This window comes from Micromonospora marincola (genome assembly GCF_056150385.1).
The window spans coordinates 136,868-163,448 of the sequence record NZ_JAXCFT010000008.1; the positions used below are offsets into that span (position 1 = coordinate 136,868).

Annotated in this window: 20 protein-coding genes, 1 pseudogene and 2 riboswitches; of the genes and pseudogenes, 15 read left to right on the top strand and 6 right to left on the bottom strand. The window is 68.3% G+C overall.

Going from position 1 to position 26,581, the window contains the following annotated elements; all coding sequences use genetic code 11:
- Nucleotides 1-4: 4 nt before the first annotated feature.
- Nucleotides 5-1,801: a helicase-associated domain-containing protein gene (locus tag SM450_RS19010; RefSeq protein WP_474621080.1), complete on the bottom strand. Its 1,797-nt coding sequence runs from the start codon at nt 1,799-1,801 to the stop codon at nt 5-7.
- Between the two features lie 461 nt (nt 1,802-2,262).
- On the opposite strand from SM450_RS19010, the gene SM450_RS19015 reads away from it, so the two are divergent.
- Both SM450_RS19015 and SM450_RS19020 read left to right on the top strand, forming a co-directional pair.
- Nucleotides 2,263-4,404: an N-6 DNA methylase gene (locus SM450_RS19015; protein WP_474621081.1), complete on the top strand. Its 2,142-nt coding sequence runs from the start codon at nt 2,263-2,265 to the stop codon at nt 4,402-4,404.
- The gene (locus tag SM450_RS19020; RefSeq protein ID WP_474621082.1) at nt 4,401-4,601 is read left to right on the top strand and encodes a hypothetical protein; all 201 of its coding nucleotides are present in this window, start codon (nt 4,401-4,403) and stop codon (nt 4,599-4,601) included. Before SM450_RS19015 ends, SM450_RS19020 begins: the two co-directional genes overlap by 4 nt.
- A 183-nt stretch (nt 4,602-4,784) precedes the next feature.
- On the opposite strand, the gene SM450_RS19025 is transcribed toward SM450_RS19020, so the two are convergent.
- Entirely contained in the window at nt 4,785-6,179 is a 1,395-nt protein-coding gene (locus SM450_RS19025; RefSeq protein WP_474621083.1) for a hypothetical protein, read from the bottom strand.
- Nucleotides 6,180-6,489: 310 nt separating this feature from the next.
- On the opposite strand from SM450_RS19025, the gene SM450_RS19030 reads away from it, so the two are divergent.
- The 12 genes from SM450_RS19030 to SM450_RS19085 all read left to right on the top strand — a co-directional run bounded on the left by SM450_RS19030 (nt 6,490) and on the right by SM450_RS19085 (nt 21,618).
- Nucleotides 6,490-7,689, top strand: a complete 1,200-nt coding sequence (locus tag SM450_RS19030) for a hypothetical protein (RefSeq protein ID WP_474621084.1) — start codon at nt 6,490-6,492, stop codon at nt 7,687-7,689.
- Nucleotides 7,686-8,225, top strand: coding sequence for a hypothetical protein (locus SM450_RS19035; protein ID WP_474621085.1), 540 nt, complete (start codon nt 7,686-7,688; stop codon nt 8,223-8,225). The genes SM450_RS19030 and SM450_RS19035 overlap by 4 nt, the downstream gene beginning before the upstream one ends.
- Nucleotides 8,222-8,875 (top strand): hypothetical protein, encoded by a 654-nt coding sequence (locus tag SM450_RS19040; RefSeq protein WP_474621086.1) that lies wholly within the window; start codon nt 8,222-8,224, stop codon nt 8,873-8,875. Before SM450_RS19035 ends, SM450_RS19040 begins: the two co-directional genes overlap by 4 nt.
- The gene (locus SM450_RS19045) at nt 8,872-11,961 is read left to right on the top strand and encodes a coiled-coil domain-containing protein (protein WP_474621087.1); all 3,090 of its coding nucleotides are present in this window, start codon (nt 8,872-8,874) and stop codon (nt 11,959-11,961) included. The genes SM450_RS19040 and SM450_RS19045 overlap by 4 nt, the downstream gene beginning before the upstream one ends.
- A complete protein-coding gene (locus SM450_RS19050) occupies nt 11,958-13,250 on the top strand; it encodes a Wadjet anti-phage system protein JetD domain-containing protein (protein ID WP_474621088.1) in 1,293 nt (430 codons plus the stop codon). The genes SM450_RS19045 and SM450_RS19050 overlap by 4 nt, the downstream gene beginning before the upstream one ends.
- A 220-nt stretch (nt 13,251-13,470) precedes the next feature.
- On the top strand, nt 13,471-13,728 hold the full coding sequence (locus tag SM450_RS19055) for a hypothetical protein (protein WP_474621089.1): 258 nt from the start codon (nt 13,471-13,473) through the stop codon (nt 13,726-13,728).
- The gene (locus SM450_RS19060; RefSeq protein ID WP_474621090.1) at nt 13,725-14,363 is read left to right on the top strand and encodes a hypothetical protein; all 639 of its coding nucleotides are present in this window, start codon (nt 13,725-13,727) and stop codon (nt 14,361-14,363) included. Before SM450_RS19055 ends, SM450_RS19060 begins: the two co-directional genes overlap by 4 nt.
- A gap of 66 nt (nt 14,364-14,429) precedes the next feature.
- Nucleotides 14,430-17,465: a TIR domain-containing protein gene (locus SM450_RS19065; RefSeq protein ID WP_474621091.1), complete on the top strand. Its 3,036-nt coding sequence runs from the start codon at nt 14,430-14,432 to the stop codon at nt 17,463-17,465.
- Nucleotides 17,466-17,714: 249 nt separating this feature from the next.
- A complete protein-coding gene (locus tag SM450_RS19070; protein WP_167944527.1) occupies nt 17,715-18,311 on the top strand; it encodes a helix-turn-helix domain-containing protein in 597 nt (198 codons plus the stop codon).
- A gap of 585 nt (nt 18,312-18,896) precedes the next feature.
- Entirely contained in the window at nt 18,897-20,315 is a 1,419-nt protein-coding gene (locus SM450_RS19075) for a CHAT domain-containing protein (protein WP_474621092.1), read from the top strand.
- 69 nt (nt 20,316-20,384) lie between these two features.
- On the top strand, nt 20,385-21,086 hold the full coding sequence (locus SM450_RS19080; protein ID WP_474621093.1) for a TIGR02391 family protein: 702 nt from the start codon (nt 20,385-20,387) through the stop codon (nt 21,084-21,086).
- Between the two features lie 262 nt (nt 21,087-21,348).
- The gene (locus SM450_RS19085) at nt 21,349-21,618 is read left to right on the top strand and encodes a hypothetical protein (RefSeq protein WP_474621094.1); all 270 of its coding nucleotides are present in this window, start codon (nt 21,349-21,351) and stop codon (nt 21,616-21,618) included.
- 68 nt (nt 21,619-21,686) lie between these two features.
- Here the strand turns inward: SM450_RS19085 and SM450_RS19090 are convergent, their stop codons facing one another.
- Nucleotides 21,687-21,995: a hypothetical protein gene (locus SM450_RS19090; RefSeq protein WP_474621095.1), complete on the bottom strand. Its 309-nt coding sequence runs from the start codon at nt 21,993-21,995 to the stop codon at nt 21,687-21,689.
- Between the two features lie 553 nt (nt 21,996-22,548).
- Between SM450_RS19090 and SM450_RS19095 the strand changes: the two are divergent.
- Nucleotides 22,549-22,719, top strand: a pseudogene (locus tag SM450_RS19095) (IS701 family transposase); the annotation flags it as partial.
- Here SM450_RS19095 and SM450_RS19100 read toward each other — a convergent pair.
- The 3 genes from SM450_RS19100 to metE all read right to left on the bottom strand — a co-directional run bounded on the left by SM450_RS19100 (nt 22,677) and on the right by metE (nt 25,893).
- A complete protein-coding gene (locus SM450_RS19100; protein WP_474621158.1) occupies nt 22,677-22,853 on the bottom strand; it encodes a hypothetical protein in 177 nt (58 codons plus the stop codon). The pseudogene SM450_RS19095 and the gene SM450_RS19100 sit on opposite strands and share 43 nt — an antisense overlap.
- A 154-nt stretch (nt 22,854-23,007) precedes the next feature.
- Complete coding sequence (locus tag SM450_RS19105) at nt 23,008-23,358, bottom strand: ATP-binding cassette domain-containing protein (protein ID WP_474621096.1); 351 nt, start codon at nt 23,356-23,358, stop codon at nt 23,008-23,010.
- Nucleotides 23,359-23,655: 297 nt separating this feature from the next.
- Complete coding sequence (gene metE / locus SM450_RS19110) at nt 23,656-25,893, bottom strand: 5-methyltetrahydropteroyltriglutamate--homocysteine S-methyltransferase (RefSeq protein WP_474621097.1); 2,238 nt, start codon at nt 25,891-25,893, stop codon at nt 23,656-23,658.
- Between the two features lie 115 nt (nt 25,894-26,008).
- Nucleotides 26,009-26,221, bottom strand: a riboswitch (cobalamin riboswitch).
- Nucleotides 26,222-26,349: 128 nt separating this feature from the next.
- Nucleotides 26,350-26,562: riboswitch (cobalamin riboswitch) on the top strand.
- The last annotated feature ends 19 nt before the right edge of the window (nt 26,563-26,581 follow it).

Consider the following 26,581-nt stretch of genomic DNA (forward strand, 5'->3'; position numbering starts at 1 on the left):
CCCGTCAGGCGCGGTGGCGGCGGGCCTTCTCGATGACGTCGCGGCCGTCGGCGTTCTGCTGGCGGGGCGCGTAGCCGGCTTTGCGCAGGGCGGCCATCGTGTCAGCCGTGGTGGCTTGGCTGGCCAGCACGGTCGGGGCGAGCAGACGCAGTTTGAGCCTGTCCAGCCGCTTGTCGGCGCAGATCTGCGCCAGCAGCGCGGTGTCGTCGCTGACCAGGGTGCTTGCCGAGGGCGCGACCCGGACCGACCCGTGTTGGCGGGCGACGTCTGCGAGCAGGTAGACCAGCGGCTGCGGCAGCTCTCCTTCGGCGATCTTCGCCAGGGCTTTGGTCAGGCGCTGCTGGGTCCAGCCTGCGTCGTACGCGCCGCGTACCGTCGCGGGGCTGAAGCGCCAGGTGGTGGCTATGCCGCGGGACTCGACGACGGCGGTCGAACCGAGGAGTTCAGCTAGCTCTGGGCTCGGTGTTCCCGCCACGACCGCGGTCAGGTCGGCCTGTAGCCGGGCGGTACGGGCGACTTCACCCAGGTCGCCGACTGCCTCGGCGATGTCCGTGTCGGCCAGCAGCGCCTGCCCGGCAGGGCTGACAGCGCCCGCGCCGAGGATCCCCAGGGTTGAGGCCTCGTCCAGCAGGCCGCGCACGGTCGTGGTGCCGCCGAAGGTCAGCGGCTGCTGCCACCACATCCACTGGGCGGCCTGCTCGAGGTTCGTCGTCGCCCGGTCGCCCAACGCGCGCAGTGCGGCGATCCGGGCTTGCGGAGACCAGCTTTGGCGGTGCTCCGGAACCCACGGCCCAGTCTGCGACGACGGCAGATACTCCAGCTCGTGCCACGCCTTCAGCATCACCGCGACCCGCCGGTCCAGACCGAGATTGAGCCAGCGGTCGTACGCGGCCGTCGGGATCACCCGTTCGTCGAGGTCGGCCAGCCTGGCCTCATGGGCGACCGCCAGTAGCAGCCGCACGGTCGGAACCGTCACGCCCAGCGTCTTCGCCGTCCGGGTCAGCTCGCGCACGCCCACGCCGCCGGCCTTGACCGTTGCCAGCGGCTCACGTCCAGCCCCGTCCAGCAGCGCTGACAACAGCCCGACCACGGCAATGCCCTGCGCCTGGGCGTCGCGGCGCACTGTCGCGGGATCCGGCGTGTGCCAGGCAACCGGCGGCTCCTGCGGCTGGAACGGAGCCCGGTAGTCCACTTCTCGCACAGCGAGCGCGACCTGACCCGCCAGCTGAAAGTCCTCCCAGGTCACGCGGTAGACCAGCCCGTGCTCCTCGGCCCAGTCCAGCGGATGCACCTGCCGGTAGCGGTTCGGATACCGGCCACGGTGTGCGATGCCGCTGCCGCCGTAGCGGCGGATCTGTCCACCGTCGCGGTCAGCCTCCTGCAACACCGTCCGCGTCGCGGCCGGCATCCGCTTGACCAGAGCGTGCACGTTGTCCGGGTCGAGGAAGAACTCCGCCACCGCCTCCAGCAGGTCCGCCTTGCGGCCCTTCGTGGGCAGCCCCAGGTTGCTCGCCACCACCTTCAGATCATCGACGTTCAACACGGCGGCGAGCTGACCAGCGGCCGGGCCGACACCCAGCGGACGGGCGAAGACCTCTCGCATGATGCCGCTCACCGTGAGCCGGCTCCGCAGCCGCGCGACAAGCCCCGCATCGGCGGCGCGCTGCAGGTACGGCGTCGCGTCGGCGCCGACCAACGCCGACACCTCCGCCTCGGTGACCAGGCCACCCAGCGCCAGAGCCGCCTCCAACACCTGAAGGGTCGGCAGGTCAAGGCCAGCAAGCTGATCATACGGATTCACGGCGGCGCTCCCAGACACACGGCGACGCCCTGAATCCAACCCCACGAAACCGTCTCCGCGTGACGCGACTCGCCAGCCGCCAACCTGAGCCCGGCGACCTGGCTCGCCGCCGGTGGTTCCAAGCCGAGGCCGTACCTCCGACAGCCGGATGTCGAGCGGCCGGGAACGGTCTTTAGCCGCTCCGCATGGGCGGGGCCGGCCGGCCCCACTGCGACGAAGCGGGCTGAATGCGGCGAAGCGTCACCTACCGTTTCGGCAACCCGCCCCTTGGCGGGTTAACACCTGGGGAGTTAACAAAGTTTTTTGGTGCCCGTTCTCTGCGGTAAATGCCCTACGAAGCCCCTGGTCGTGGCTTTCTGTCGACCAGGAGGCATGTGAGCATCAGCGGGTGCTCATGGTTGCCGGTGTCCCCGGTGTCCTCTACCTTCGATCAAGTCCACTAGCGACGGCCGGGGAGAGAGATGCAGCAAGTCACACGTTCGGAGATTGCCAGGCTGGCCGGGGTCAGCCGCGCGGCGGTGACCTCATGGGCCAAGCGCCGCGACTTCCCACGTCCCGTCGGGGAGAACCGCTTTGCGCTTCCCGAGGTGCTGGAGTGGCTCGAGTCCCGCCAGGTACACGGCTCGATTCGCGCGGCCGACGACGGGACCGAGTGCAGCTACGCCGACCGGATCCGGCGGAGCCTCGCCGCGGCGACGCCCAGCCACATGCCTGGCATGAACCTGCCCGGCGATCCCATGACCGTCGAGATCGACAACCTCATTCTGCGCCTCACGTTGATCTTTCTGCGCGAGCGGGACCCGCAGGGTTGGGCCGGGCTGAACGATCTGATCACACCGAATGCAGGGGCCGAAGGGGCGCGATGGCTCATCGACCGCATCGCGACAACCGCCGGGAAGGCGGCGCGGCGTCACAGCGTCTCGCCCGAGGTCTTCGCCGCATTGCGGCGGCTGACCCCGGAAAGCGTCCCTGAGGTCCGGGGACTCATGTCCGGCAGCTCGGAACTCGGCGCTGCGAACGTGCACACCCTCGTCGACGCGTACGAAGCCGCCCTGCCCCCGGGCGGCTTCCTCACCCCGCGCACGGTTGCGACCCTCCTTGCCAAGGCGGTGATCGACGATTCTGCCGAGTCCGTTTACGACCCGTACTTGCGAGCTGGCGAGTTGCTCATCGCTGCGGCCGACGTGGCGGCACGGCCGGGGAGCCTACGGCTACACGGGCTCGGCCCCGATGCCGCTGCTCTAAGCCTCTCTGGACTCACCCTGCTGGCTCTAGGCGAACCAGCCGACCTGCGTCCGGCGGCACAAGCTCGGCGCGCAACGGTCACGCACGTCCTTGCCAATCCGCCGTTCGGGAGCGATTCGTGGCTCGACCGGCGCCTCAACACCGACTGGCAGCCATTCCCACCACCGCCAGCCCGATCCGCCTTTCGCTGGCTCCTGCATTGCATCGAGCAGTTGAGCGACGATGGCCGGGCTGCAATCATCATGCCACGGATAGCCGCCGTCTCGACCAATGCCCGCGAGCGGGAAATCCGCCGCCGGCTGGTCAACGATTCCATGGTGGAAGCGGTCATTGCCCTTCCACCCGGCCTGTACGCCGGCACGTCCATTGCAACCAGCGTCTGGATCGTCCGGCGGGCACCCGGGTCGGAACAGCCGATCCTGTTCGTCGACGCGGTAAACCTCGGTGTGTCAAACGGTGGTCGCACGCTGCTCGATGAGGGAGGCCAGGCCGACATCCTGAGAGCATGGCGGTCGTTCCTTGCCGACCGTGCGGCCGGTCGGCCACACCCGGGCATCGAGGGTCTGAGTGCGGCCGTCACCAAGGCCGTCATCCGGCCGGAGTCCTACTCGCTCAACCCGGCGGAGTACCTACCAGGCCCGATAGGGCTCCGTGCCCCCGACGCCGAAGCCGCCCGCGCCGGCCTGGGCGCGACTTACTCGCGGGCCTTCCACTGCCGCAGGGCGGCCGAGGATGCAGCGGTCGTTGCCTCCCAGCCGCTCGGCGCGCAGATCGTCCGTCTTGGCGACGTCTGCGACGTCAAAGCGGGCTATTCATACTCGCGGCTGCGAGCTGAAGAGCGATCCGACGAGCAGGGAGTCCCCATCGTCCTGCCGCGGCACCTGCGCGACGGGAGAATCGTGGCGGACAAACCGCCGCGAGCCCCGCGAGCGACCGCTAAGGCATTGAAGGACTACTGGCTACGCACCGACGATGTGCTCTGCGTGCGGACCGGGGCACTTACGGCACCCGCCATCGTGCGACCGACCGAGTCGGATTGGCTCCTGAGCACAAACCTGCTGCGTCTGCGAGTCTCAGACCCCGACGTCCTCAACCCCTACTACCTGTACGCATATCTGCGCTCCGCAGCGGGCACGGATGGGATGAAGGCGTTCGTACGGGCTACCGTCACTGCATACGTGACCGCAGCGGACGTCGCGGCGATGGAGATCCCGTTGCCGCCACAGGCTCGGCAGCAGTCGCTGGTCGCAGCGCTACGCGCATTTGACGAGGAGGTCGTGGCGGCGCGCGACCTGGCCGCCCGGGTCGCCGAGACCCGCGATATGGCAGTCCGCCGGCTGTTCGGCGGTGCCCGATGACGAGACGCAACCTCTCCCGCGAACACCGGTCTGTCGCGGCCGCCGTAGTGATTTCCGGCTGTGTCGGGGTCGTCGCAGCCGTGCTGTTCCACCACAGCGGAGCTGACCCTTCCACGGCGGTGATCGCGGGCGGCGCAGCCTTCGGCGCGACCATGACACTCGTCCTGGAAGTCCTCAAATACCTTCGCGGCCTATGAGCTCGGCGACCGCCGAGATCGGTCCCCTGCGAATTCGTACACATCCCAGGAGTTGTGCACGGCGAAGGCGGTCCTTATGTCGGTAACGCCCTGCTTCTCCGCCGGCCGGGTTCGCCTCGGGTACGGCGGGGCGGCGCTGGTGCACGCTGTCCAGCCGTCGCCTGCGCGATTTGCGTTACACGCTCAGGCAACGGCATCCAGGGCCGCAGTCAGGCCGGGGTAGGTGTAGAAGCTTCCCGGCTCTTCGTGGGCCTGGACTGCGGTGACGAAGTCGCGGAAGAGGCGGTTGCGTTCCGGGCCGAGGTGGGCGGTGAGCTGGTAGAGGCGGATGGCGAGTTCCGGCATCGGGTTCGCGGTGCGGCATTCGTGATTCTCTGCCCATTCCGTTAGTCCAGCCTGCAGCGTTTCGAGGGTGAGGAACGTGGCGTGCTGTACGAAAAGTTGGCCGGTCTGCCCACCCATGACCCAGCTACCGGCATCGTGCATGAACTGGATGGTCATCGGTACGAAGTACTGGTTAGGGTAGATGGCGATGACCTGCATTTTGTGATGCATGGGAAGCTCCGCGACAGACGCCTCGACCTTCGGCATCTGCTCGCGAACGTAGGGGCTGCGCACGATCGCGAGACTGTATGCGTAATCGGTCGATAGCGGGCCTGCTGAACTGAACGGTGCAGGCGGTACCGCCAGGCTCTCCAGCCGGCCAGCGAGCGCCGGGTTGACCGCTTCCCAGAAGTAGTCGGTGTCGCAGAGCCGGATGAGGGCACGGCGTTGGATCAGACCGTCGCTGCGCTGGAACCGTTCGCTCAGCCCGGCGAAGGTTTGTCGGACGAGGTCGCGGTCGCGACTGGCGAAGGCCTCCAGTGCGATTGCCATCCGGTCGGCGTGCTCGTGCGGCGGCATCCTGCCGGCTGGGTCTGTCTCGAGCAGCGCCGCCTTCGCAGCGACCTGCACGTTGCTGCGCCGGCCGGCGGCCCGGACTCGGTCGAAGTAGGTTACCTGAATGTGCGGCAGCGCTGGCTGGAAGTGCGGGTCGCAGATGTGGTCGCAGAACTCCTTCAACGCCTTGCTGCCCTGGGTGGGCGGATTGACCAGAAGGATCGTCATGGCGACGGCGAGATGCCCGCGAGCGACTTCCGGCAACGGCGTGTACGCACCGCCGTGCGTGCGCAACGACGGGTGGACGCACAGGTTCCGGTCTTGCTGGATTCGCTCGAGTTCACGGCAGTCGACCGAGTCGATTAGCTCGAACTCGACGGCCTTGGCCAGCAGGTCACGTTCGATGGTCTGCATCGCCCGGACGCCATCGGACGTGAGGCCCTTCTCCTGCGCGTCGGTGATCTTCTTGTGGAAGTCGGCGACGAGGGTGTCGCCTTCGTCGGCGAGACGCGCGACTTTGGTGATGATGTCCGCGGTGACGGCTGCCCAGGTGGCGGCGATGCTGGCCCTGAGCGCACCGGCGTTGTAGCACCGCAGGGCTTCCTCGGCCAAGGGGCGGACTTCCGGGCTCCATACCTGATGCATGAGGGTATCAAGGTCGGCCACCTGTTCCTCCAGCAGTTCGCTCTCCACGCCCACGTCGACCAGCCCACAAGCCCGCCCCTTGGGCCTCCAAACCGACTGAAACGACTCACCATATCCCGAGCGACGCGGGTAGCGCCGGTCCGGCTGTGTCGCCCCGATCGGCCGTGCAGTTGCGCGGGAAGGCTCAGTGCATCGCCGTCGAGCCGTCCGTCGCTAATCGTCACCGGGTGGCTGGAGGGCGAGGTCGTCCGATGATCTTGCCCTCGAAGGCCGGGGGAGCATCCAGTAGCTCTGGCGTACGTAGGTTCTCCTGCTTGCTGGCTTACCGCGATATTGTCGACCTCCTATGAGTGATGCAGCGGCCTTGACGTTCGATGACTACGCTGCCGAATCGGCTGTTCTCGGGATCTACCGGCAGGTCTTCGCGGTGTTGGCGCGGAACGCCAACGCGATGGTGGACGACGCGGACTCGGTCGGGGTCGACGAGTCGATCTTGCAGGCGTTCGCTGACGCGGGGCCGGCCGGGATGACGATCGAACAGGCCGTGCTTGCATGTCCGGCGGTGCCGGCGGATGTGGTCCGGCGCCGGTTCGAGGTGCTGCGGTCGTACCGTGCGGTGACCCGGGTCAACGAGCGGCCGCACGAGATGTTCTACCAGGCGACGTTCGCGCCGTACGTGATGTTGCTTTTTCTGCGCCGGTTGTCGCAGACCGGGGGCCAGGCGGAGCTGCACCGGATGTTGTCGATGGCCCGGCTGGCGCTGGACGACGATGACACGACCCCGGAGGTGGTGCGCGAGCAGTTGCTGGAGATGACGACGGTTTTCCGGCTGCTGGCGAATCCGATCATGCAGTTGGCGAAGTCGGCGACGGTCGAGTCCTTGCGGATGCAGGCGCAGCCGCTGCTGGGTAACAGCGACCTGGTCGACAAGGCGCGGGTGTATCACAATGCGGCCGCGGACCGGCATCCGCAGTTGTTGCCGGAGTGCACGCAGCTCCGGATGGCGTTGGCGGCCTATCGCGACGCGTTGAACACCGCGGCCGGGAGGCTGCTGGCGCACGCTGGTAAGACGCGTGCGTTGGGGTTGCTGCCGACCGAGCGGTGGCGCACGTTCGCGCGGGACAGCAGTACCGAGGGGCTGGCGCAGGCGCTGGACGGTTTGCTGTTCGACGCGCCGGAGCCGTTCTTCACCGCCGACGATCTGCTGGACGCGGTGGAGGAAGGGCTGCAGTCCGACAGTGGCCGGGTGCCGCCGCCGCGACCGCGTGTCGACGAGGAGCCTCCGCCGACGGAGGTCGACGTCGACCCGGAGGCGACGCTGTTGGCTCAGCGCGCGGAGGAGTTGCTTGCCGGGCGGGATGTGGTCACGGTGGCGCAGCTTCTCGCCGACGCGGGTGACTGGCCGACCAGTCGGCGTGTGTTATCGGAGGTGACCGCGATTCATCTACGCCCGGAGCTGCCGTACACGGTGACCTGGGGTGACGGGTGGCGTGTCGATGTGACGCCCGCGCGGACGTGGGTCTCCGACGGCTGGTTCCGCCGGGACCAGCAGGAGGCGGCGTGAACGAGCGGGATGCGGCCCTGTGGTGGGCGCGGATCCGGTCCGGCGGTCCGCAGCAGGTCTCCGCTGGTGGACCGACACCGGCCGGGCTGCGTCGTCTGGTGGAGGCTGACGCCAGGGCGGTGTGGCTGATCCCGAACCTGCCCGACAGCGCGGGACCGGCTGTTCTGATCGAGTACGGGGTGCCGGGCTCTTCGATGATGGACAGCAAGGGAACTCTGCGAGTGCTGGCCGCGACTTTGCGGTGTTGCTGGCCTGATCCCGCGACGGATCCATGGCCCGGGCTGCCGGCTTCGACCGGTCATGTCGGTCAGGTGTTGCAACGGCTGGTGCCGGGCCGCAACAAGGTGAGTCGTCAGCAACTGCTGTCCGCGGGGCTCCGGCGCCTTTCGGTATCCGGTTGGGTTTTGCTGGAGGGAGCGGACACGGTGCGGATTGGTCCGCGGATCGCGTCCTTCGGGTCGCTGGAGCTGAGCACGCTTCGGGAGCTGTGGCGGTTGATCCCCGACACCGCTGAGGACGGGCCGGAGGGGTCGTGAACCGCCCGAATTCGATCTTCGAAGAGGTGCTCGGGACGTTGCCCGATCGGCAGCGGGAGCTGGTCGAAGCCGCGTACGCGCTGCTGGAGCACAGCAGTGGCCCGGTGCACCGGCAGTTCCTGCCCGCGCTGAGCGATGCGACGAGCCGTGTGCGGCTGGAAGAGCTACTTCGCCGAACCGGCCGGACACTGGTGACGGTTGATCAGTTGCATTTCACGTCCGGGTTCGACGACGCCGTACGGACTGAGCTCACCGAGATGGGGTGGCAGCCGCTGTCGCTCGCCGACCGGGCCGTTCTGGTCCTGGTGCTGGTCTACTCGGTGGCGATCCCGCGCAGCGATGAGCAGATCGCTGCGGACTCCTGGGAGAGCCCGTGCCCAACCACGTTGCAAGACGTCAGCCGTGACAGCAAGGTGCCGGTCGGCGAGGTCAGAGCGGCCCTGGGCCGGTTGACCGCGTGCGGGCTGCTCCGAACGGTTCGCGGCGGCGACCACGACAGCGGATACGTCCCGGGCCCGCAGTTGTCGCGGCTGACTCCCGCCGCCCGCGAGCAGTTGCAGGACCAGTTGATTCTCGCTGCGGCACCAGACCATCCGCTGGCCGCAGCGATCCGGGAACGCCGGCACAACCGCGGGGGAGGGCAGCGTTGACGTCTGTAGCCGTGCCGTCGGACGGAGTCGTCGAGGACATCGTCGGAGCGCGCGTCCTCGCTGGCATCCAGATGGTCAACATCTCGCGGCTGTCGACTCACCCGGTGCCGATCACCGCTCGTGGGCTGATCACCGTGGCAGGACAGGGGCCCTCGGATTCCAACGGTGCCGGCAAGTCGTCGTTCATCGCCGGGCTGAGCCTGCTGCACGCCGACGAGCAATGGCGGTTGCAGTCTGGGGCGCAGGCAGCGGCCGAGTTGCTGTTCACCGCCGAGCTCGCCGGTCAGGAGGCGATGCACGCCAACGCCGACCGCGGCTACCTGATCGGCGTGTTCGTGCCGCCGCAGGCCGCCACCATGGAGGAACTCGACGCGTCGGCGATGACGGTGTGGCTGCGGATCAACCGGCAGAGCCCGCATGTGGAGCTGCGGTGGGCCCATCGGCTGCACGTGCCGTTCGGTGACACGGAGGACGAGCGGGCCGGCGGCGCCGACGGCCTGTGGGACGCGCTGCCGCGCAGCAACGGCCGCACCGACATCCGCGCCAACCGGCTCGCCCGCACCCTGTACGGCTCGACGGTCAGGTGCGTGTCTTTCCTGTCTACCTCGGTACGGGCCAGCCCGACCGCGAACCTGCTCGCCCAGCCGCTCAACGAGCTGACCCCGGAGCGGATCTTCGAGGCCATCGGTGCGCTGACCGGCCTGACCGCCGAGATCGAACAGGAACAGAAGTCCCGGGCCGAGGAGTACGAACATGCCGGGCGGGCCGCGCGGGCCGAGGAGGAGTACGAGCTGTGGGACGACCGGATGAAGGTGGTGGAGGACGGCATCGCGTCACGGGAGCGTGCCCGGACGTTGCTGGCTGAGGCGCGTGACAGCTGGCGAAGCCGTTGCGCCCGGTACCTGGTCGACGGCTTCCACGAATCCGAGCGGATCGGCCAAGACGTCGAGGCGAAGGAACGTCGGCGCAAGGAACTGGACGCGCAGATCGAGACAGCCGGTGAGAGGGTCCATCGGCTGTCCGACGACAAGGCGTTCGACGAAAGCTGCCGAACCCGGATCAAGACGTACGAGGACCAGAAGGCCGTCGAGAGCGCGCTGAAGGTCGAGCAGAATCAGAACGTCGGCTCGATCGAAACCCTCAGTGGACAGCTGCGGACCCTTCAAGCCGTCGCGGCCGTCGCTGACGGGCGCACCGTTGAACAGGCCGAGGAGGAGATCGCCGAAGCCGGGAGAATGGTCCAGGCAGCGGAGCGGATCAAAGGCCGTACCGAGCACGCGCTGCGGGTTGCCAAGGCGGCGCTGTCGGCGGCGGAGAAGGGCGAAGATGTCGCGGTCGCCCAGGTCCGGTTGCTACGGGCGAACGACATCACCGCTGCGCCGCTGGTCGACACGATCTCCTTGACCGAACAGCAGCGGCCTGTATGGGAAGCTCGGCTGCTGCCCTATCGGCACGCGGTCGCCGTCGCTCACCACCAAGCTCAGGAAGCCGTCCAACTACTGGCCGCGTTACCTGGAAGCTTGCTGGTCGAAGCAGACCCGGCCGACCACCTGCTCGAGCCAGGCCTGCCGGCCGCCGCGGATCCCGACCTGCCGGTGGGTCGATTCCTCGCGGCGTTGGCAGAGCGCGCCGGTGCTGACGGTCATATCGATCCTGTGGCTGGTGTGCACGGGATCGCCGGCCTCCCGGAGGCCCTGACCGGTCGTGCTGGCCGAATCCGAGCTGCTCAGGATCAACTGGAGAAAGCCGCCGGCGAGGACGACGAGGCTGACGAGGGGATCCGTGAGGCCGATCGGACCAAGAGCCGCGCTGACGCGCACCTGCGTGGCGCGAAAGCCGAGGCCGAGGCTGGTGCGGTTCAAGGCAAGGTGACGAAGCTCCGTGATCGCAACTCCGCCATCGAAGTGGAGCTGAGCAAACTCGACGGACCGTTGCGGCAGGCGAAGATCGGCTACGAGGCCGCTCTCGGTGAGAAAGCCGCCCGGGCCCAGCAGATCGACACGGCGAGCCGCACTCTGGCTACCCTGAAGAAGGAACTCGAAGAAAACCGCAGACAGTGGAGTGCACTGCTCCAGCAGCGTACAGATCTCGATCTTCCCCGCCTGAACGCTCAGTGGACCGGAACGGTGGGTACCGCCGAGCAGCACCTGCTGACGCTCGACGAGAGCGAGGCGATGCGGTCGCCGGCGGAGTGGGACGAGGTGTGCGCGCGGCTGGCCAACGAGGTGCGCGCCGCGTGCTTTCCGCCCGGTGACCCGGAGCAGAACCGGCCGGAGGAACTGCGCGTCGTCGACGAGCAACGCGCCGACCGGCGCACCGGAGGTGCATATGTGCGGCTGATCCCCGATGTGTTGCGGATCGTTGGGAACTTCCTGACCGATCATGAGCGTGTCGACCGGGAGAACGCCTCCCAGATCCAGCGGGAGCGGCAGGCGAAGACGATCACCCTGACTGGAGCGAAGGCCGCGCTCGACGAGGCTCGGCGAACGTCGGAGGCGTTGCGGTCGACTACCGCCAAAGCGATCAAGGCGAAGCTGCGGCAGGTGTCCGACGAGTTCGACCGGCTCGACCAGACCTACGGCGGCTACGGCGGCAACCTCGACTTCCCGGAACCGGAGGCCCCCGCCGACCCGGAGAAGCCGTGGCAGTGGACGATCACCCCACGTTGGCGGCGCGGCGAGGGCAAGCCGCCGTCGTCGTACCGGCTGCGCGGCAACACCGCCCAGATGGACGACAAAGCAGTGAAGCTCGTCTGCGCGGCGGCACTCGCCGGCGCCCAGGACCGGCCGCTGCTGTTGGTCCTCGACGAACTCGGCCGCAACCTCGGCGCGGCACACCGCCGTGACGCCGTCGCCCTGTTCGAGAACATCGGCCGCGACCGGGCGATCAGTGTCGTCGGCGCCCTGCAGGACGACATGGAGAGGTACGCGATCGGTGCGTCCAGCCTCTACATCAAGCTGCGCCGCCCGTCCGACGTCATGCCGTACAACCAGGCACCGGTCGTCATCGGCAGCGAAGCCGACACCGCCCGGGTGCAACTGCTCTCCGACTGGATGACCTCGTTCCGGCCGGAGCCGCAGACATGACCGACACCGACGGCACCACTGACGGGGAGCCGGATCCAGAGATCACCCTGAGCTGGATCCGCGACTATCCGGGCCTGGTCGCCTACGCACCACTGCCTTCCAGCGGCCGCTACCCCCGTGACAGCCGAGGCCGACCGAGACCGCGCTCGGCCCGGCTCCGCACCGCAGAACCGAGCGATGCCCCCCGCCGACCGGAGGGCCTGCTCAGCGACAGCGACTGGAGCTGGGTCATCCGCAGCGAGCACAGCTGGGCCGGTGTCAGCAGCAGGTTCGGTACCGACGCGCTGCGCATCATGCTGGAACTCGCCGAATCCGGCTGCGTGACTATCGGCTACAACCTCAACGGCAACGCCCTGGCCCAGCCGCCACGCCGGGTGTACCCGCACCCCGACCTCACGGCAGCCGAGCAAAAGCGCCGAAGCCGCCGTCGCGAGGACACCAGCACCCTTCGTGCCAGGGCGGAGCAGATCGCGTCGGCGCTCGCCGACGACTGGCCGGATGCCAGCCGGGCACTCCGTGATACCGATCATCCCGACCGGTTGCTGTGGGCGGTGCGCGCCGCCACCGACCTGGCCGAGGGCCGCAGCCACGATTCGCTTCGCGCCTTCGTGCAGAGTCACGCCAAGGACACGAAAGCCCGCGACGACGTGAACCATCTGCTCACCTCGATGGGCTTCGACCACGAGACACTCATCGCACTCGGCGTGGCCCGCAACCCGTACATCGGGCTCGGCGGCCCGATCCTGCTGCACACGACCGACGGCTCCATCCTCGACCTGTCGGCGATGCCCGGGCCGCACGACATCCGGCTGAGCCCCCACATGCTGCCGCGACTGACCGTCACCGGACCGGGCGATGTCCTGCTGGTCGTGGAGAACCGGCAGGCGGCCGAAACGGTCTGTGACACCCGGGCCGACCTGCCGGTCATCTGGTGCCACGGGCAGCCGCCCGACGCCGTCGTGTCGATGATCGTCCAGGCGACGCAGCAGACCTCCGCGGTCGTCATTTGCGCGGACGCCGACCTCGGCGGCGTCCGCATCACCGCCCGCATGCACGACAATCTGCCGCCGGATACCACCATCCACGTCGTGGACGTCGGCACCGTGCCGCACGACGAAGGCCGGCCCTTCAACACCCACAGCCGCAGCCGCCTCCAGCAGCTCGCACAACGCCCGGATGAGGTCGGCGCCTTCGCGCAACGATGCCTGCACCGGGGCTACGCGATCGAGCAGGAAGCCACTGCACGGGCCGCCCTTCAGGCTGTCTTGAACAGCCATCCACCTGCGTAAACTCTTCGACCAGATATGCCTCCGCGTCGGCCGTAGAGTGGAGATGGCGAACTCCACCGGAGCAGAGCCGCGAGACGTTTCAGAGCGCCGCCCGCCCTGAGTTGGGCAGTGGCAGCAAGCCACCGAGAGCCAGAAAGACTAATCGCACGTCGGCACGACAGGCACTGCGCCGGGCAGGGGTCAACGCGCGGACAGCGGCACAAAAGTAAATCGATCTTGAGTGGCGGTCCAGGACCTGGCTTCTACGGCGAACCCGCTCGCCGTGACGTCGCTCTACTTTTTTGGGCAGAAGTCGATGCCAGCCGCCAGCGGTACAGATGGACTATTCCTACACGATTCGATCTGCTGGGGCGATTTCCCCACCGGCAGCGACGTGCATCTCGTCGGCGTGTGGACCCAGCCGCCGGACCGCGCCACCCTCGCGCATCCCCCGCTCGCCCCGGTCTGGTCGCTCCTTGGTCGGATCGACAGGCGGTGAACCGGCGATTGACCGGCGATTCGCCGTTCGGCGACGATCAAGTCATGGCCGCCGCCGCGATACAGAGCATCGAACCAGCCGTCATTACCGCCTCGGCGAGTGTCGTGATCGCGGTGATCGTCTTCGTCGCGAACCAGCTCGCGTCTGTGCGCAACGACCGGCGCAAAGCGCGCCTGAGCCGGGTCGGCGATCAATTGCGCGAGCTGTACGGGCCGCTGCACGCACTCGTGTCGGTGAACGAGCACCTGTGGCGCACCATGCGAACATCACACCTGCCGGAGCGGGAAAAGCGGCACGCCAGCGCGATGACGGTCGACGAGTCCGAAGAGTGGATCCGTTGGCTCCAGCAAGGGTTGATGCCGGCGAACAAGCAGATGCGTGACCTGATCGTCAAGCACGCCGACCTGATCGCCGAGGATGACATGCCCGTACCGTTACAGGACTTCTGCGCGCACGTGGCGTCGTATGAGGTGCATCTGGCCCGGCCGGCGGGGTCGCTGCCGCGGCAGGCGTTGATCGCGCACCCGGGCGAGCCGTTCGTTACGTACGTGCGGGACGGCTTCGCGACGCTCAAGAAGGAGCAGGCTCGCCTGCTCGGCGGCAAGGCCGGCGGGACCACGCCATCGGTGTCTTGACCCTGCCATGGTTGCACTGCGAGACTGCCTGAGCACAGGAAGTGATTCCAGCGTGGGGAGGTCGCCGTGTCCCCACCAGTCGACCACCTGAAGGTCTTCGTCTCATTCTCCAGCCGCGACGGCAAGCCGCACGCCGTCCGGCTGGCGCATTGGCTGCGCACCACGATGAACGCGAGCCCGTTCCTCTTCACTGAGCGGCCGCCGGGCGAGCACTTTCCCACCGTCATTCAGCGGGCGATCCGCGAGTGCAACGTCCTGCTCGCCTTGATGACTCCGGGCTATGCGGCGGATACCAGCGTCGTCTGCGCGCAGGAGGTCGGCAAGGCCCGGGAGCTGGACCGGCCGGTCATCCCCCTGCGGATGACGCCGAAGGCGGAGACGCCGTTGCAACTGAGTCAGATCACTCGGCTCGACCTCTTCACACCGCGCGCACCCGACTGGGCCGCTCTGCGCAAGCGGCTGCTGCAGCTCTCATCGCCGGAGTATCAGCGCACCCGGCTGCTGAGGGAACGCGAACTCTGGGCGCGGCACCACCCCGGCGACGACGAGTTCTTCGATCTCGCCGACCGGCAGATCGCCGACGAGCAGCGCCGTCTCGAGCTCGACGCCGACGACGACGCCGAACTCGAGACCGAGCTGGCCGTCGAACGCGCGGTCCGGCGCCGGCCACGCAGCACATCCGGACCGGGCACCCGCTTCCTGAGCAAGCCGCCGGCCGTGCCGCCGACAGAGTTCCAAGATCGCGTGACCGAGCGGGCCGCGCTGCTGGACGCCGTCCGAGACGCCAAGAGCCCGCTCGTCGTCCTGCTCACAGGTGAGGCCGGCAGCGGCAAGACGGCGATGCTGTCCAAGCTGGCGGACGCTCTGGACGGTTCGAACGACGAGGTGCGTTGGTTCGCCTACCTGCCGGCGTTCGGTCAGCTGGAGGTGTCGCCCGCGACGGTGCTGGGTGCGCTCGCCCGGATGGCTGACGACGACCGTGAGGACGGCCGCTGTCAGGAGATGCTGCGGGACGGCGACGTCAGCTGGCGCAGCGCGGCCAGCGAGATTCTGGACCGCCTCCGGCCCGGCCGCGTGGTGCTGGCACTCGATAACGTGGAGCGAATCGTCGACACGGAGGGACGGCTGACCGACACTGAGCTGGGACGACTCATCGAGACGATCCACCGCCGCGAACAGCAGTCCATCGTCCTGGTGCTCGCCTCGTCGTCGCCGATCGAGCTGCCGCTCCGGCGGTCGTCGGCCACCCGGATTGAGCTCGGTGCCGGCCTGGACGACAGCTTCGGCGCGGAACTCCTCAGGGCGATGGACGCGCGGGACCGCCGCGGGCTCGGCACCGCCACGAACGCCGATCGCCGATTCCTCTCCCACCTCGCGCAGGGTCACCCACGCACGCTGGAGCTCGTGACCGCCCTGCTGCACAGTGATGCCCGTTGCACGGTCGCGACGCTGATCGAGTCGCTGGAGACCGAGCTGGGCGACGCGACGCCCGCGGCGTACCTGATGGACCGGATCCTCGACGTCCTGCCGGACCTGGACCGCTCGGTCCTCACCGCGCTGGCTGTCTTCGGCCAGCCGGTCCCCGCGGTGGCGGTTGACTTCCTGCTCGGCCCTTATCATCCCAAGATCCGCAGCGCCAGCACCTTGCAGCTGCTCAGTGCGCGGCGCGTCATCCGTGCCGACGGCGACCGGTACTTCATCCCATCCGCGGACGACGCCGCTATCGTGCTGGGCGGCGTTCCGGCCGGGGACATTGACGATTACGACGAGGAGTCGTTCCACTGGACTTTGCTCGATCTCAGCGTCTGGGCAGCCGAGTATCAAATCTCGGTGGCGCGGGAGGATCCGCAGCGCGTCGAGGACCTTGGACCGCAGTTCAGCGAGGTCGAGCTGCGGATCCAGGCCGGTGACCTGAGCGGCGCGGTGCAGTCGATCGAGGCCATAGACGACGGATGGCTCTTCGGATGGGGGCAAACCTACCTGCTCGCACCGTGGCTGCGCCGACTAGAAGGAGAGTTCACCGAGCCCGAGATGCAGGTGCCAGTGCTGTCCATGCTGGCTAACGGACACCTTCAGCTGGGCGAGTTCGCCGAGGCGGCGAGCCGCATCGGCACCGCGGCCGAGTTGGTGCAGTCGTTGCCGGTCGATCGCGTCGTCGAGTTCCACCTCCAGGCCGGCAGCGTCAACTATCAGTACAAAAGAGTTGAGGCAGCCGCCGGTCACTATGCCGACGCATTTGCCCACACCACCCGCGACGACCAATGGCACGAGGCTGTCAAGGCGCGGTCGGGACTCGCCATCTGCGCCACTCGTACGGGCGACCTGCCGGGTGCCGAAAGTCACATCCGGGCTGCCCGCGATCTGCTGATCAAGCACCATGACAACAAGTCCCTGCTGTCCGGGGAGCTGTGGCTGAACGAGGCGTGGCTGCGGGGATTTGAGGGCGACACCGACGCCGCCGAGAGCTGCTACATGGCCGCCCGGAAGATCAGCCGCGACCGGCGGCATCGCGACACGACTCTGGAAGGTTGGACCTATTGCGCCCAGTCCGCCCGAGACCTTGACCTTCGCCGATTCGACGACGCTCACATTGCAGCCCAGCGGGCGATCGACTGCGCGGCGCTGCGCAACGACAACCGCGTGCTGCGTGAGGCGAAAAACCGCATCGTTCTCGCACTGCTCTGCCGCAACGAGTTGGCACCCGCCCTCAAGGAGGCGCGCTTCGCCACCACGGTCGAGCAGCGGCACACCGGGCTGCCGGCGTTCACGCTGCGGGGACTGGTCGAGTACCGCCTGGGTGACGCGAACGCCGGCGCCAGCTTTGACAAGGCCTATCGGTTGGCGGACGACTACCTGCGCCTTGAGAAGCAGAGCTTCGAGGTCTACGACCTCCTCGGCGTCGTGCTGCTGGTGCGCGCGATTGACGATCCGCTCACCTACGAGGAACGCATGATCGAGGCCTTCCAGAACGCGCGTCGCCTGACCTGCGCATCCGGGGCGGTGGGCCGGGTGCAGCTCCTGATCGACCAGGTTGCGTCGGTGTTGTCGTCGCCGGTGGTGGATCGCGCCAGGACCGCGGCCGCCTCACTTCTTGCCGACTGAGGTGCCCTTCTTCTTGCGGCTCCGCAGTCGCTTGCGCAACTTCTTGATCGTTTTGGGTAGGCGGACCTTGGACTTCGGCGGGATGTTGGTCTCGTCGGTCATCGGCCCACCTCCGACCCGACGGTAAACAGGCGGTTCGCATGCGGTCCATGACGCATCGGCGCCGTGCCGGGTCGGCCGTGGCAGGGTCTGACGCCAGATCAGGCGCGCCTGCGCGGCGACCGTCGATGACTGCGGCACAGTTTGCCGATGATGGTGCGGGCAGCAATCTCCGATCCGCTTCCACTGCTGCGTACCGGCATCGCAGCCGCCCTGCGCCGGGACGGTCATCCGGTCGACGAGCCCGCCGATGTGCTGGCCTGGTGCTCCGACGAGGCACCGGTCCTGATCGTTATCGGCCTGACCACTCCGGCACAGTGGGAGTTGCTCAGCGACCTCGGCCGGTCCCGTCCGGCGGCGCGGATCGTCGCCCTGCTGCCGGATGCGGCCGCCGCCACACGCGCCGTCCGGGCCGGTGCCACCGCAGTGCTTCCCCGTGACGTGACTGCTGAGCGTCTACTCGAAGCCTGCCGGGCGGTCCGCCGCGATGAATCCGTGCTGCCCGCCGCGACCGTCCGCGAGTTGCTGCGCCGCGCCGCCCGCTGGGACGACGACGTGCGCCTCGATGACCGCGAGCTGGGCTGGCTGCGGATGCTCGCGGGCGGAGCGACGGTGGCAAGGGTAGCGGCCCAATCTGGCTATTCCGAGCGGATGATGTTCCGACTGCTGCGGGACCTCTATGCAAGGCTCGGCGTTGGCGGGCGCACCGAGGCGATGCTGCTCGCGCGGGAACAAGGCTGGGTGTAGGTCGCAGGATTCAGCATGATGACGCCGTGACCGAGTGGGATCCGATCGTCGAGTCGTGCGACATCGCGGCGTCGCTTCCCGTCGGCGCCGTAAGAGGCGCTGACCGGCAACGTGGTACTCCTTTGCGGACGCCCGGGGATCGACCTTGCGGCTCGTCTCTTCACCGGCCGCGCTGCCACTTGCTGCTGGGTTCGACGACAGCCGCGCCGTGCTGATCAACGCTTCGAACTGCAGGTGTCCCAGCCCGAGCGTGGGCGAATCGACCGGTGCAGGTGGCTGGCGTACGTAGTCGGCCGGTGGGTACGGCAGGACTTGGCCGATGACGGCAGACTCGGTAAGCCGACGACGACCGACAACCGGCGAGTGACGGCTCGAGGCTGGTAGCAGCGAATCTCCTGCAACCAGCGCACATTCCGCTCATTATCGACGCGGCCCGCGCGAACCGGGTCAGGAAGATCTTGAGACTAGACCCGATGTGCAAGCGGGCCTGACCGCTGTGGCGGCCCAGGTAGGTGGCCATTGAGGCACGGAGAACACCCTCGTCGAAGGTGGTAGCGGCTTGATCGGAAGCATGCAAAGGCAGTCATGCCCAACGGTCCGCCACCCGTCGAGCCGAGCACCAGCGCGCTTGGCGCGGCAGATCAGTACGCGCGGTTCGGGGCGATGTTCGCGGATCCAGTGGTCGACATTGTCGGTTGTCCGGACCTTGTTGTGTGCGAGGTCGGCGTCGGGTCGGGTGAAGTCGGCGCGGCCGGTGATCTGGCAGGCGTGCTGTCGGCTACCTTCGCCGAGGTGGATGCGGACGCATGGGTGCCGGATTCGGCTCAGCAATCTTGCCCACAAGATCTTGTGGGCAAGGCGTCACTGCTGCCCCACATGTGTCGGCGTGTCGTACGCGTGTTCGCCTGTGTGGGCGCTTCAATGATTTATCCGTGGGGGAGATCGGATCGCCGTGACGAGGAGGGCAGCGTGCCGACACCTGACTACCTGAAGGATCAGCTGGCGAAGCTGAAGAAGGAAGAAGCGGATCTGTCGAAGAAGCAGGGCGCGGAACGCACCGCCGCCGCCAAGCTCCGGGAGAAGGCTGCTACTAAGGCCGGCCAGGCGCAGCGAACCAAGGTCGCGTCGTCTATCCAGCGGTTAGTCAAAGAGGCCAACCGGGCCGAGCAGGATGCTGTAAAGCACGACGACAAGGCTGCCGACTACGGCAAGAAGTTGGCCGCCGTGGCAAAGAAGATCGCGACGACCTCGAAGGCGCTCACCCAGGCCGAGACCACCGCGACGAAGGCGCGCGACCGCGACGACCAGCGCCGGCGGCGTCGCGAACTAGCGCACGCTCGGGAGGTGGCGGCGGCATCCCGCCCTCGGTCTTCGGAACCCGCGCAGCCAAAGGAAGAACCGCTGCGGGTCGCGTACCTCACCGCGAGCCCCGATGGCGAGGATCGGCTACGGGTCGACCGGGAGGTACGCGAGGTCAGGGAAGCGGTCAAGCGGGCCATCCACCGGGACCAGGTGACGATTGACCACTGGCCCGCGGCGACGTTCGACGACCTGTTCAACGCCCTCAACGACCAGCGGCCGCACGTCATGCACTTCTCGGGGCACGGGTCTGCCGCAGGGCTGTTCTTCGACGGCACTGACACGGACAACCCCGACGGTGTGGACGTCGGTTTCGCACTGTTGGGGCGGCTGTTGAAGGGTACGGATCACCCGCCGACGCTGCTCGTGCTCAACGCATGCGATTCGTATGATGGCGCGGAAACATTGCTGGAGGCCGTGCCGGTGATCGTGGCGATGGTTGACGAGATCAGCGACGCCGCCGCGAAGGCATTCGCGATCAAGTTCTACGTCGCTATCGCGAGCGGCCAATCCCTCGCCTCGGCGCTCGCTCAAGGTCAGGCCGCGAGCGAGTTCCTGACCGGCGAAGGGAACACTCCGGAGGTGCTCACGCAGCCGGGTCTGCGCCCGGCGGACGTGCTCCTGGTGACCGCCCCGCCTGCATGACACCGCCAGAGCCGGGGCGGTTCGTATGTCGTCGAACCGTCCGCGCCCCGATGAGGCAAGGAGAACAAGATGAGTACCCCCGCAGGGGAGATGCGTGCCGCCCGGCTGAACGGACCACTCGGGCGTCACATGGAAGAAGTCGCCATCGTCCGCCGCAGCTCCGGGGGTGAGACACGTGTCGATGTCTTCGCTCTGATGTCAGCCAAGACGGCTACATTCCCGCTCGACACCGACCTTGAGGAGGGGGATCTCATCGAGCAGCGCCTTCCCTCGGGGAAGGCCAAGCTGTATCGAGCGACACGGGTGACCTACCACAGCCGGCGCGGACTACCGGCATCCGCCCAACGCGTAACGGCCGAAATCGAGCCCGTTACAACTCGGCCCGCACCCGCTGACCGGCGGGTAGAAATCCCCGGGATGCACCCCACCGTGTCCCAGGCGGCAGGCGCGTTGTTCGCAGACGGCCACTACAGCAAGGCCGTATTGGCCGCTTTTCAAGCCGTGGAGCTGCAGGTCCAGACGAAATCCGGCCTGACCGAAACCGGTGTCCCGCTCATGCATCGCGCCTTCAACCCCCAGAGCCCGATCATCGACGTCGCCCGGCACGGCGGCCGCAACGCGCAGGACGAACGCGAGGGATTCCGATTCCTATTCGCTGGGGCGATGGCTGGCCTTCGCAATCCCCGGGCGCATGGTGCGGACCTGCCCGACTCCGAAGTGGAAGCGATCGAGTACCTGGCGTTGGCGAGTGCGCTGCTGCGCCGAATCTGATTTCGGATCTGAGCCCGCCGTCGGAGACGATCCCGCCTCACGGTTTCTGGCCGGGTTGCCTGCCATCGCTGCGGCTCGGGCTTCGGCATACTCATCTCGGCTATGAGCGTGCGCGGGATCGGCTCGATGAGGCGCGTGCGGCCGAGGCCGCTCTCGTGCCGAGATGGGTCCCGGGCGGAGGCTCGGGACCCATCAAGGTAGGGTAATTTTTAGGCGAGCGGGATAGCCCCGACAAGGCGCAATCCGCGTTGGGTATCGGTTCGTGTCGATCCTCGGACACCAACTGAATCCCAACGGTGCGCGGCAAGGTCAACACTTGCCCGCACCGTTTGTGTTTCCGGATCGTACGACAGGTGCAGCCGAGGCTGCGGTAGACCTCAAGCTTGTGTTCCGGCTCGGCGTTCCGCAGAGCGGCCACGAGGTCACCGAGTTCCTCGACGACGGCGATGATCTGCTGCTCGGTGTAGCGGCAGGGGTGTTGGTCTTCTCGTCGACTGGCGTGTGTTGGTGTCGTTCGGCGCTTTGGCGTTGATCGCGGTGGCCGTGTGAGCGAAACGGCGGGGCTCTATGAGGAGCCCCGCCATTTCGTGGCGTCTTGTGTTACTTGAGTTCCCAGGTTCCGCTGGCGATGTCTTCGCTTCCGCTGCAGTACGCGACGGAGAACCCAGTGTTGGCGTTCTTCCACGTGCCGTAGGTCGTCCGGTAGTTGGTGTCACCCGAGTAGCAGCGCGCCTTGGCGCGATACTGCCCAGTGCCCTGGAAGCAGACGACCGACCAGGTGTTGAACCCGTTGATTTCGTACGAGCCCTGGCAGTTCGAGGGCTTGGCTTGGGCGGGCGTAGCGACGGCCAGAGCCAGGGCGCCGCCAACTACGACGGCCTGGAGGGCCGCCCTCATCTTGATCTTCATCGCAATAGATCCTTTCCCCGTATGGATTTTCCTAATGGAGATTCACTGGTCGCGGTAACTGTCATTCCGGGTGTTGCGGAATGGCAGTTCCGTCCGCAATGGAATGATCTGCGGTCACGAATTGAGAATGCCGATTAGTTGTGGCCGCATCGCTCACCGCGACATCGATCTTGACCCTGTCAGTTCCGGTACCGCCGGAGCAGTCGTATCAGGTGCCATAGATGGCTTTTGGGTCGGGAGCACCGTACGACCCTCCTGTTCCTCCGTTACTCCGCCCCGAGTAAGGGTTTGGCTCCGCGCCGGCGCCGACTGCCGCAGTTCGACCTATTGTGCGGGAATGTTTGAGCATGTGATGCCTCCCATGTTGGGGTCAACGTCCTCCATCTACAGTTCAGTAAGAAAGCGATATCGTCAATGCAATGACATTGACCACGGATGCCAGGATGTTGACGATGGATGCCAGGACCAGATCCGTGTGTCCCGACCCGGGCGGCGTCGGCCGGCCGCGGAAACGACCCAACTCGCTCACCGATGCGGCATCACCGATCCCACGGACCTGGCCTACTATCTGTGCTTCGGCCCGGCCGGGACGCCCGACGAGGACCTGATCCGCATCGCCGGGACCCGGTGGGCGATCGAGGAGTGCTTCCAGACCGCCAAGACCGAGGTCGGACCGGATCACTACCAGGTGTATCGGTACGACGCCTGGTGCCGGCACATAACCCACATGATCCGCGAGTCTTGCGATGATGTGGTCTTCCCTGAGGTAGAGGATCTCGCGCCGGTGGTTGGTGGGGGGCTGGTGCGGCCGTGGCGGCATCGGTAGCCGGGGCGTTGGTTGATCCAGTGGGACTCCATTTTTCGGCCGCATGGTCGGCAGCGCAGTAGGCCGGTGAACAGCACCCGGGCGCCGGCCGCCACCGCGCCGAGGGCACGGGCCAGGAACACCCGTTGCAACTGCCCTCCGGAGAGGCTGTGCAGCGGGCGGCGGCCCAAGCCCGCGACACCGAGGTCAGCGGCGGCGGGCCCGCGCGGCCCCGGGCCCGCCGCCGCTGTCGAGCAGCTCGTCGACCAGCAGCGGGAAGCGGCCCGCGGTGAGGCGCTGCGGCACCCAGGCCACCTCCCGCCGGCGTCGAGCCCACTCCGCGCCGCGCCGCGCCGCAAACCCGTCTACACCGATGCCGCCGCCGGCCAGGGGGTGCAGGCCGAGCGCCGCGCGCAGCAGGGTCGTCTTGCCGGAGCCGTTGGCGCCTGTCAACGCCACGTGCTCACCCGGGCCGACGGCCAGATCGACCGCGTCCACTGCGGTCCTGCGGCCGTACCGGCAGGTGACGGCCCGGAATGTCACCGCGGCGGCGCTCACTCGACCGGCCTCGGCGCGCGGTGTCCGGTGGGTGGCCCGCAGATCCTTCGCGTGCCCGCCCGTCCGGCCGTCGCGTCGTGGCGGGCTTCGCCCCTCACCTGAACCTCCACGCGTGGCCCTTCCCCGTGTCGCGGCACGGCGCTCATCCGACATGCCGGTAGTCGGGACGGCCACCCGATCGTGGTTCCCGCGGCTTCGTGGGGACGTGCGGGCAGGGCACGGGGATCGCGGTGAGCCCGGACGCCGCCCGCCGGCCGGGCCGGGTGACCGCTGTCGGGTGGCCACCCGGCGACGACGTCAGCCCTGCCGTACCTCGGCCGCCGCCGCGACGAGGTGCCGCAGGGACGCTTCGACCTCGGGGTAGCCGCGGGTCTTCAGGCCGCAGTCGGGGTTGACCCAGAGCCGCTGGGCGGGGACCGCGGCGACGGCGCGGCGCAGCGCGTCGACGACCTCGTCGTGCGGCGGTACGCGGGGAGAGTGGATGTCCCAGACGCCGGGTCCGATGCCTCGGTGGTAGCCGATGGTGGCGAGGTCGTCGAGGATCTCCATCTTGGAGCGGGACGCCTCGATGCTGGTGACGTCGGCGTCGAGGGCGTCGATGGCGGCGATGACCTCCCCGAACTCGGAGTAGCACAGGTGGGTGTGGATCTGCGTGTCGTCGGCGACGCCGCTGATGGCCAGCCGGAACGCACCGGCCGCCCAGTCCAGGTAGGTCTGCTGGTGGGCGCGGCGTAGCGGCAGGGTTTCCCGCAGTGCGGGTTCGTCGACCTGGATGACGCGGATGCCGGCGGTCTCCAGGTCGCGGCACTCGTCGCGCAGGGCGAGGGCGACCTGGTCGGCGGTGTCGGCGAGCGGCTGGTCGTCGCGGACGAAGGACCAGGCGAGGATGGTGACCGGGCCGGTGAGCATGCCCTTGACCGGTTTGCTGGTCAGGGATTGGGCGTAGGTGGACCAGGCGACGGTCATCGGCGCCCGGCGGGCGACGTCGCCGTGGATGACGGGTGGGCGTACGCAGCGGGTGCCGTAGGACTGCACCCAGCCGTGGTCGGTGGCGGCGAACCCGTCGAGCTGCTCGGCGAAGTACTGGACCATGTCGTTGCGTTCCGGCTCGCCGTGCACGAGGACGTCCAGGCCCAGGCTCTCCTGCAGGCGGATGACGTGGGCGACCTCGGCGCGTATCCGCGCGGTGTAGCCGGCGTCGTCGAGGGTGCCGGCCCGGTGGGCGGCGCGTGCCGCGCGCAGCTCGGGGGTCTGAGGGAAGGAGCCGATCGTGGTGGTGGGCAGCGCGGGCAGGCCGAGGCGGCGCTGCTGGCGGGCGGCCCGGTCGGAGTAGTCGCCGCGCCGCCGGTGCTCGGGGCGCAGCGCGGCGAGGCGTCCGCGGATCTCGTCGCGCCGCCAGGACGCCGGTGTGGCCGGCAGTGGTGCCGGCACGGCGGTGGTGCCGTCGCGCAATGCGCGCCCGAGCAGGACGACTTCGTCGAGCTTCTGCCGGGCGAACGCGAGCCGTTCGGACAGCCGAGGGTCCAGGCGGGTCTCCGCGCTCAGGTCGACCGGGACGTGCAGCAGGGAGCAGGACGTGGACACCGCGACGTGGTCGGCCAGCGCGGCGACGGTGGCTCCGGCGGCGACGGCGGCCCGCAGATCGGTACGCCAGATGTTGCGGCCGTCGACGAGGCCGGCGACGATCGTCTTCCCGCCCAGGGGGCCGGCACCGGTCAGCCGTTCGAGGTTCCCCGGACCGGCGACGAGGTCGACCCCGACGGCGTCGACCGGGGTGTCGAGCAGCGCCGGGAGGGCGTCGGCGAGGTCACCGAAGTAGGTGGCGACGAAGATCCGCGGCCGGTTCGGCAGGTCACCGAGGCGCCGGTAGGCGCGGTGGAGACCGTCGATCTCGGCCGCGGTGCGGTCGGCGACGTAGGCGGGCTCGTCGAGCTGCACCCACGGCACACCCGCCCCGGCGAGCGCGGTGAGGATGCCGGCGTAGGTGTCGACCAGGTCGTCGAGCCGGGCGAACGGGTCGGCACCCTTGGCCAGCAGCAGGAACGTGGCCGGGCCGATCAGCACCGGGCGGGTGGTGATGCCGAGGGCGCGGGCCTCGGCGTACTCGCTCAGCGCCTTGGCGGGGTGGGCGGCGAAGCGGGTGTCGGGGTCGATCTCCGGTACCAGGTAGTGGTAGTTGGTGTCGAACCACTTGGTCAGCTCCAGCGCCGGTTCGGCGTCGACGCCGCGGGCCATCGCGAAGTAGGTGTCGAGTTCGTCGAGACCGAGGCGGGCGAACCGGTGGGGAACGGCGCCGAGGGCGACGGCGGTGTCGAGCATCTGGTCGTAGTAGGAGAAGGTGTTCGACGGGATCGCGTCCAGGCGGGCGTCGCGCAGCGTCCGCCACACCTGCGCCCGTAGCTCGGCGGCGGTCTCGTGCAGGCCGGCGGCGTCGAGCGTGCCGGCCCAGTATGCCTCGACCGCCTTCTTCAGCTCGCGGCGCGCGCCGATGCGCGGGTAGCCGAGCACGGTGCTCTGGCCGAATGAGGTTGTCACGGGTGGTCCTTCCCTCGAGGTGCCTGGCGACCTCTCGGGAGGGAGAAGCGGATACGACGGGCGTACCGGCTTTCCGCCCTGGCCCTCCCGAGAGGCCGCCGACGGCGCGCACCGGACGGTGCACGCGGCGCTGGCAGGTCTTCGGACTCGCGGGCATGACACGAGGTCGCCTACTGGCCGTCGCTTCCCGGACCCTGCGGTCCAGTGCTTCGATGACGGCGGTCGTTCCCACTCACCGCTGCGGGGCAGTCCCGGTCTCGCACCGGGTTCCCTCTTACGACGCCCACCCGCCGAGGCGGGAAGGCGAACCAGCACCGCGCATGATCGTACGCCGACGGTGCGGAGGGTGGGCGGCGTGTCCGAGTCGCGGGACACCTCGACGGCACCGATCAGGACGCGACGAGACTGGCGTCACCCGCCCCGACCTGCCACACGGGCCGCGTTCGGACGACTGGCTACGATGGCGGCAGCGCTGGTTCATCCGGTCGGCGACGGCCGGGTGTCGTAAGAGGGAACCCGGTGGAAGTCCGGGACTGCCCCGCAGCGGTGAGTGGGAACGACCGCCGTCAACGAAGCACTGGGCCACCGGCCTGGGAAGCGACGGCAAGTAGGTGACCGAGACCGGTCATGCCCGCGAGTCCGAAGACCTGCCCGCGCCGCGCGCACCACCGGTGCGCGCTGCCGTCGA

What these genes read in the sequence shown, in the direction of transcription:
- SM450_RS19015 (WP_474621081.1), top strand. Translation starts at nt 2,263, where the DNA reads ATGCAGCAAGTCACACGTTCGGAGATTGCCAGGCTGGCCGGGGTCAGC.
- SM450_RS19020 (WP_474621082.1), top strand. Translation starts at nt 4,401, where the DNA reads ATGACGAGACGCAACCTCTCCCGCGAACACCGGTCTGTCGCGGCCGCC.
- SM450_RS19050 (WP_474621088.1), top strand. Translation starts at nt 11,958, where the DNA reads ATGACCGACACCGACGGCACCACTGACGGGGAGCCGGATCCAGAGATC.
- SM450_RS19070 (WP_167944527.1), top strand. Translation starts at nt 17,715, where the DNA reads ATGATGGTGCGGGCAGCAATCTCCGATCCGCTTCCACTGCTGCGTACC.
- SM450_RS19075 (WP_474621092.1), top strand. Translation starts at nt 18,897, where the DNA reads ATGCCCAACGGTCCGCCACCCGTCGAGCCGAGCACCAGCGCGCTTGGC.
- SM450_RS19080 (WP_474621093.1), top strand. Translation starts at nt 20,385, where the DNA reads ATGAGTACCCCCGCAGGGGAGATGCGTGCCGCCCGGCTGAACGGACCA.
- SM450_RS19090 (WP_474621095.1), bottom strand. Translation starts at nt 21,995, where the DNA reads ATGAAGATCAAGATGAGGGCGGCCCTCCAGGCCGTCGTAGTTGGCGGC.
- SM450_RS19100 (WP_474621158.1), bottom strand. Translation starts at nt 22,853, where the DNA reads ATGGAGTCCCACTGGATCAACCAACGCCCCGGCTACCGATGCCGCCAC.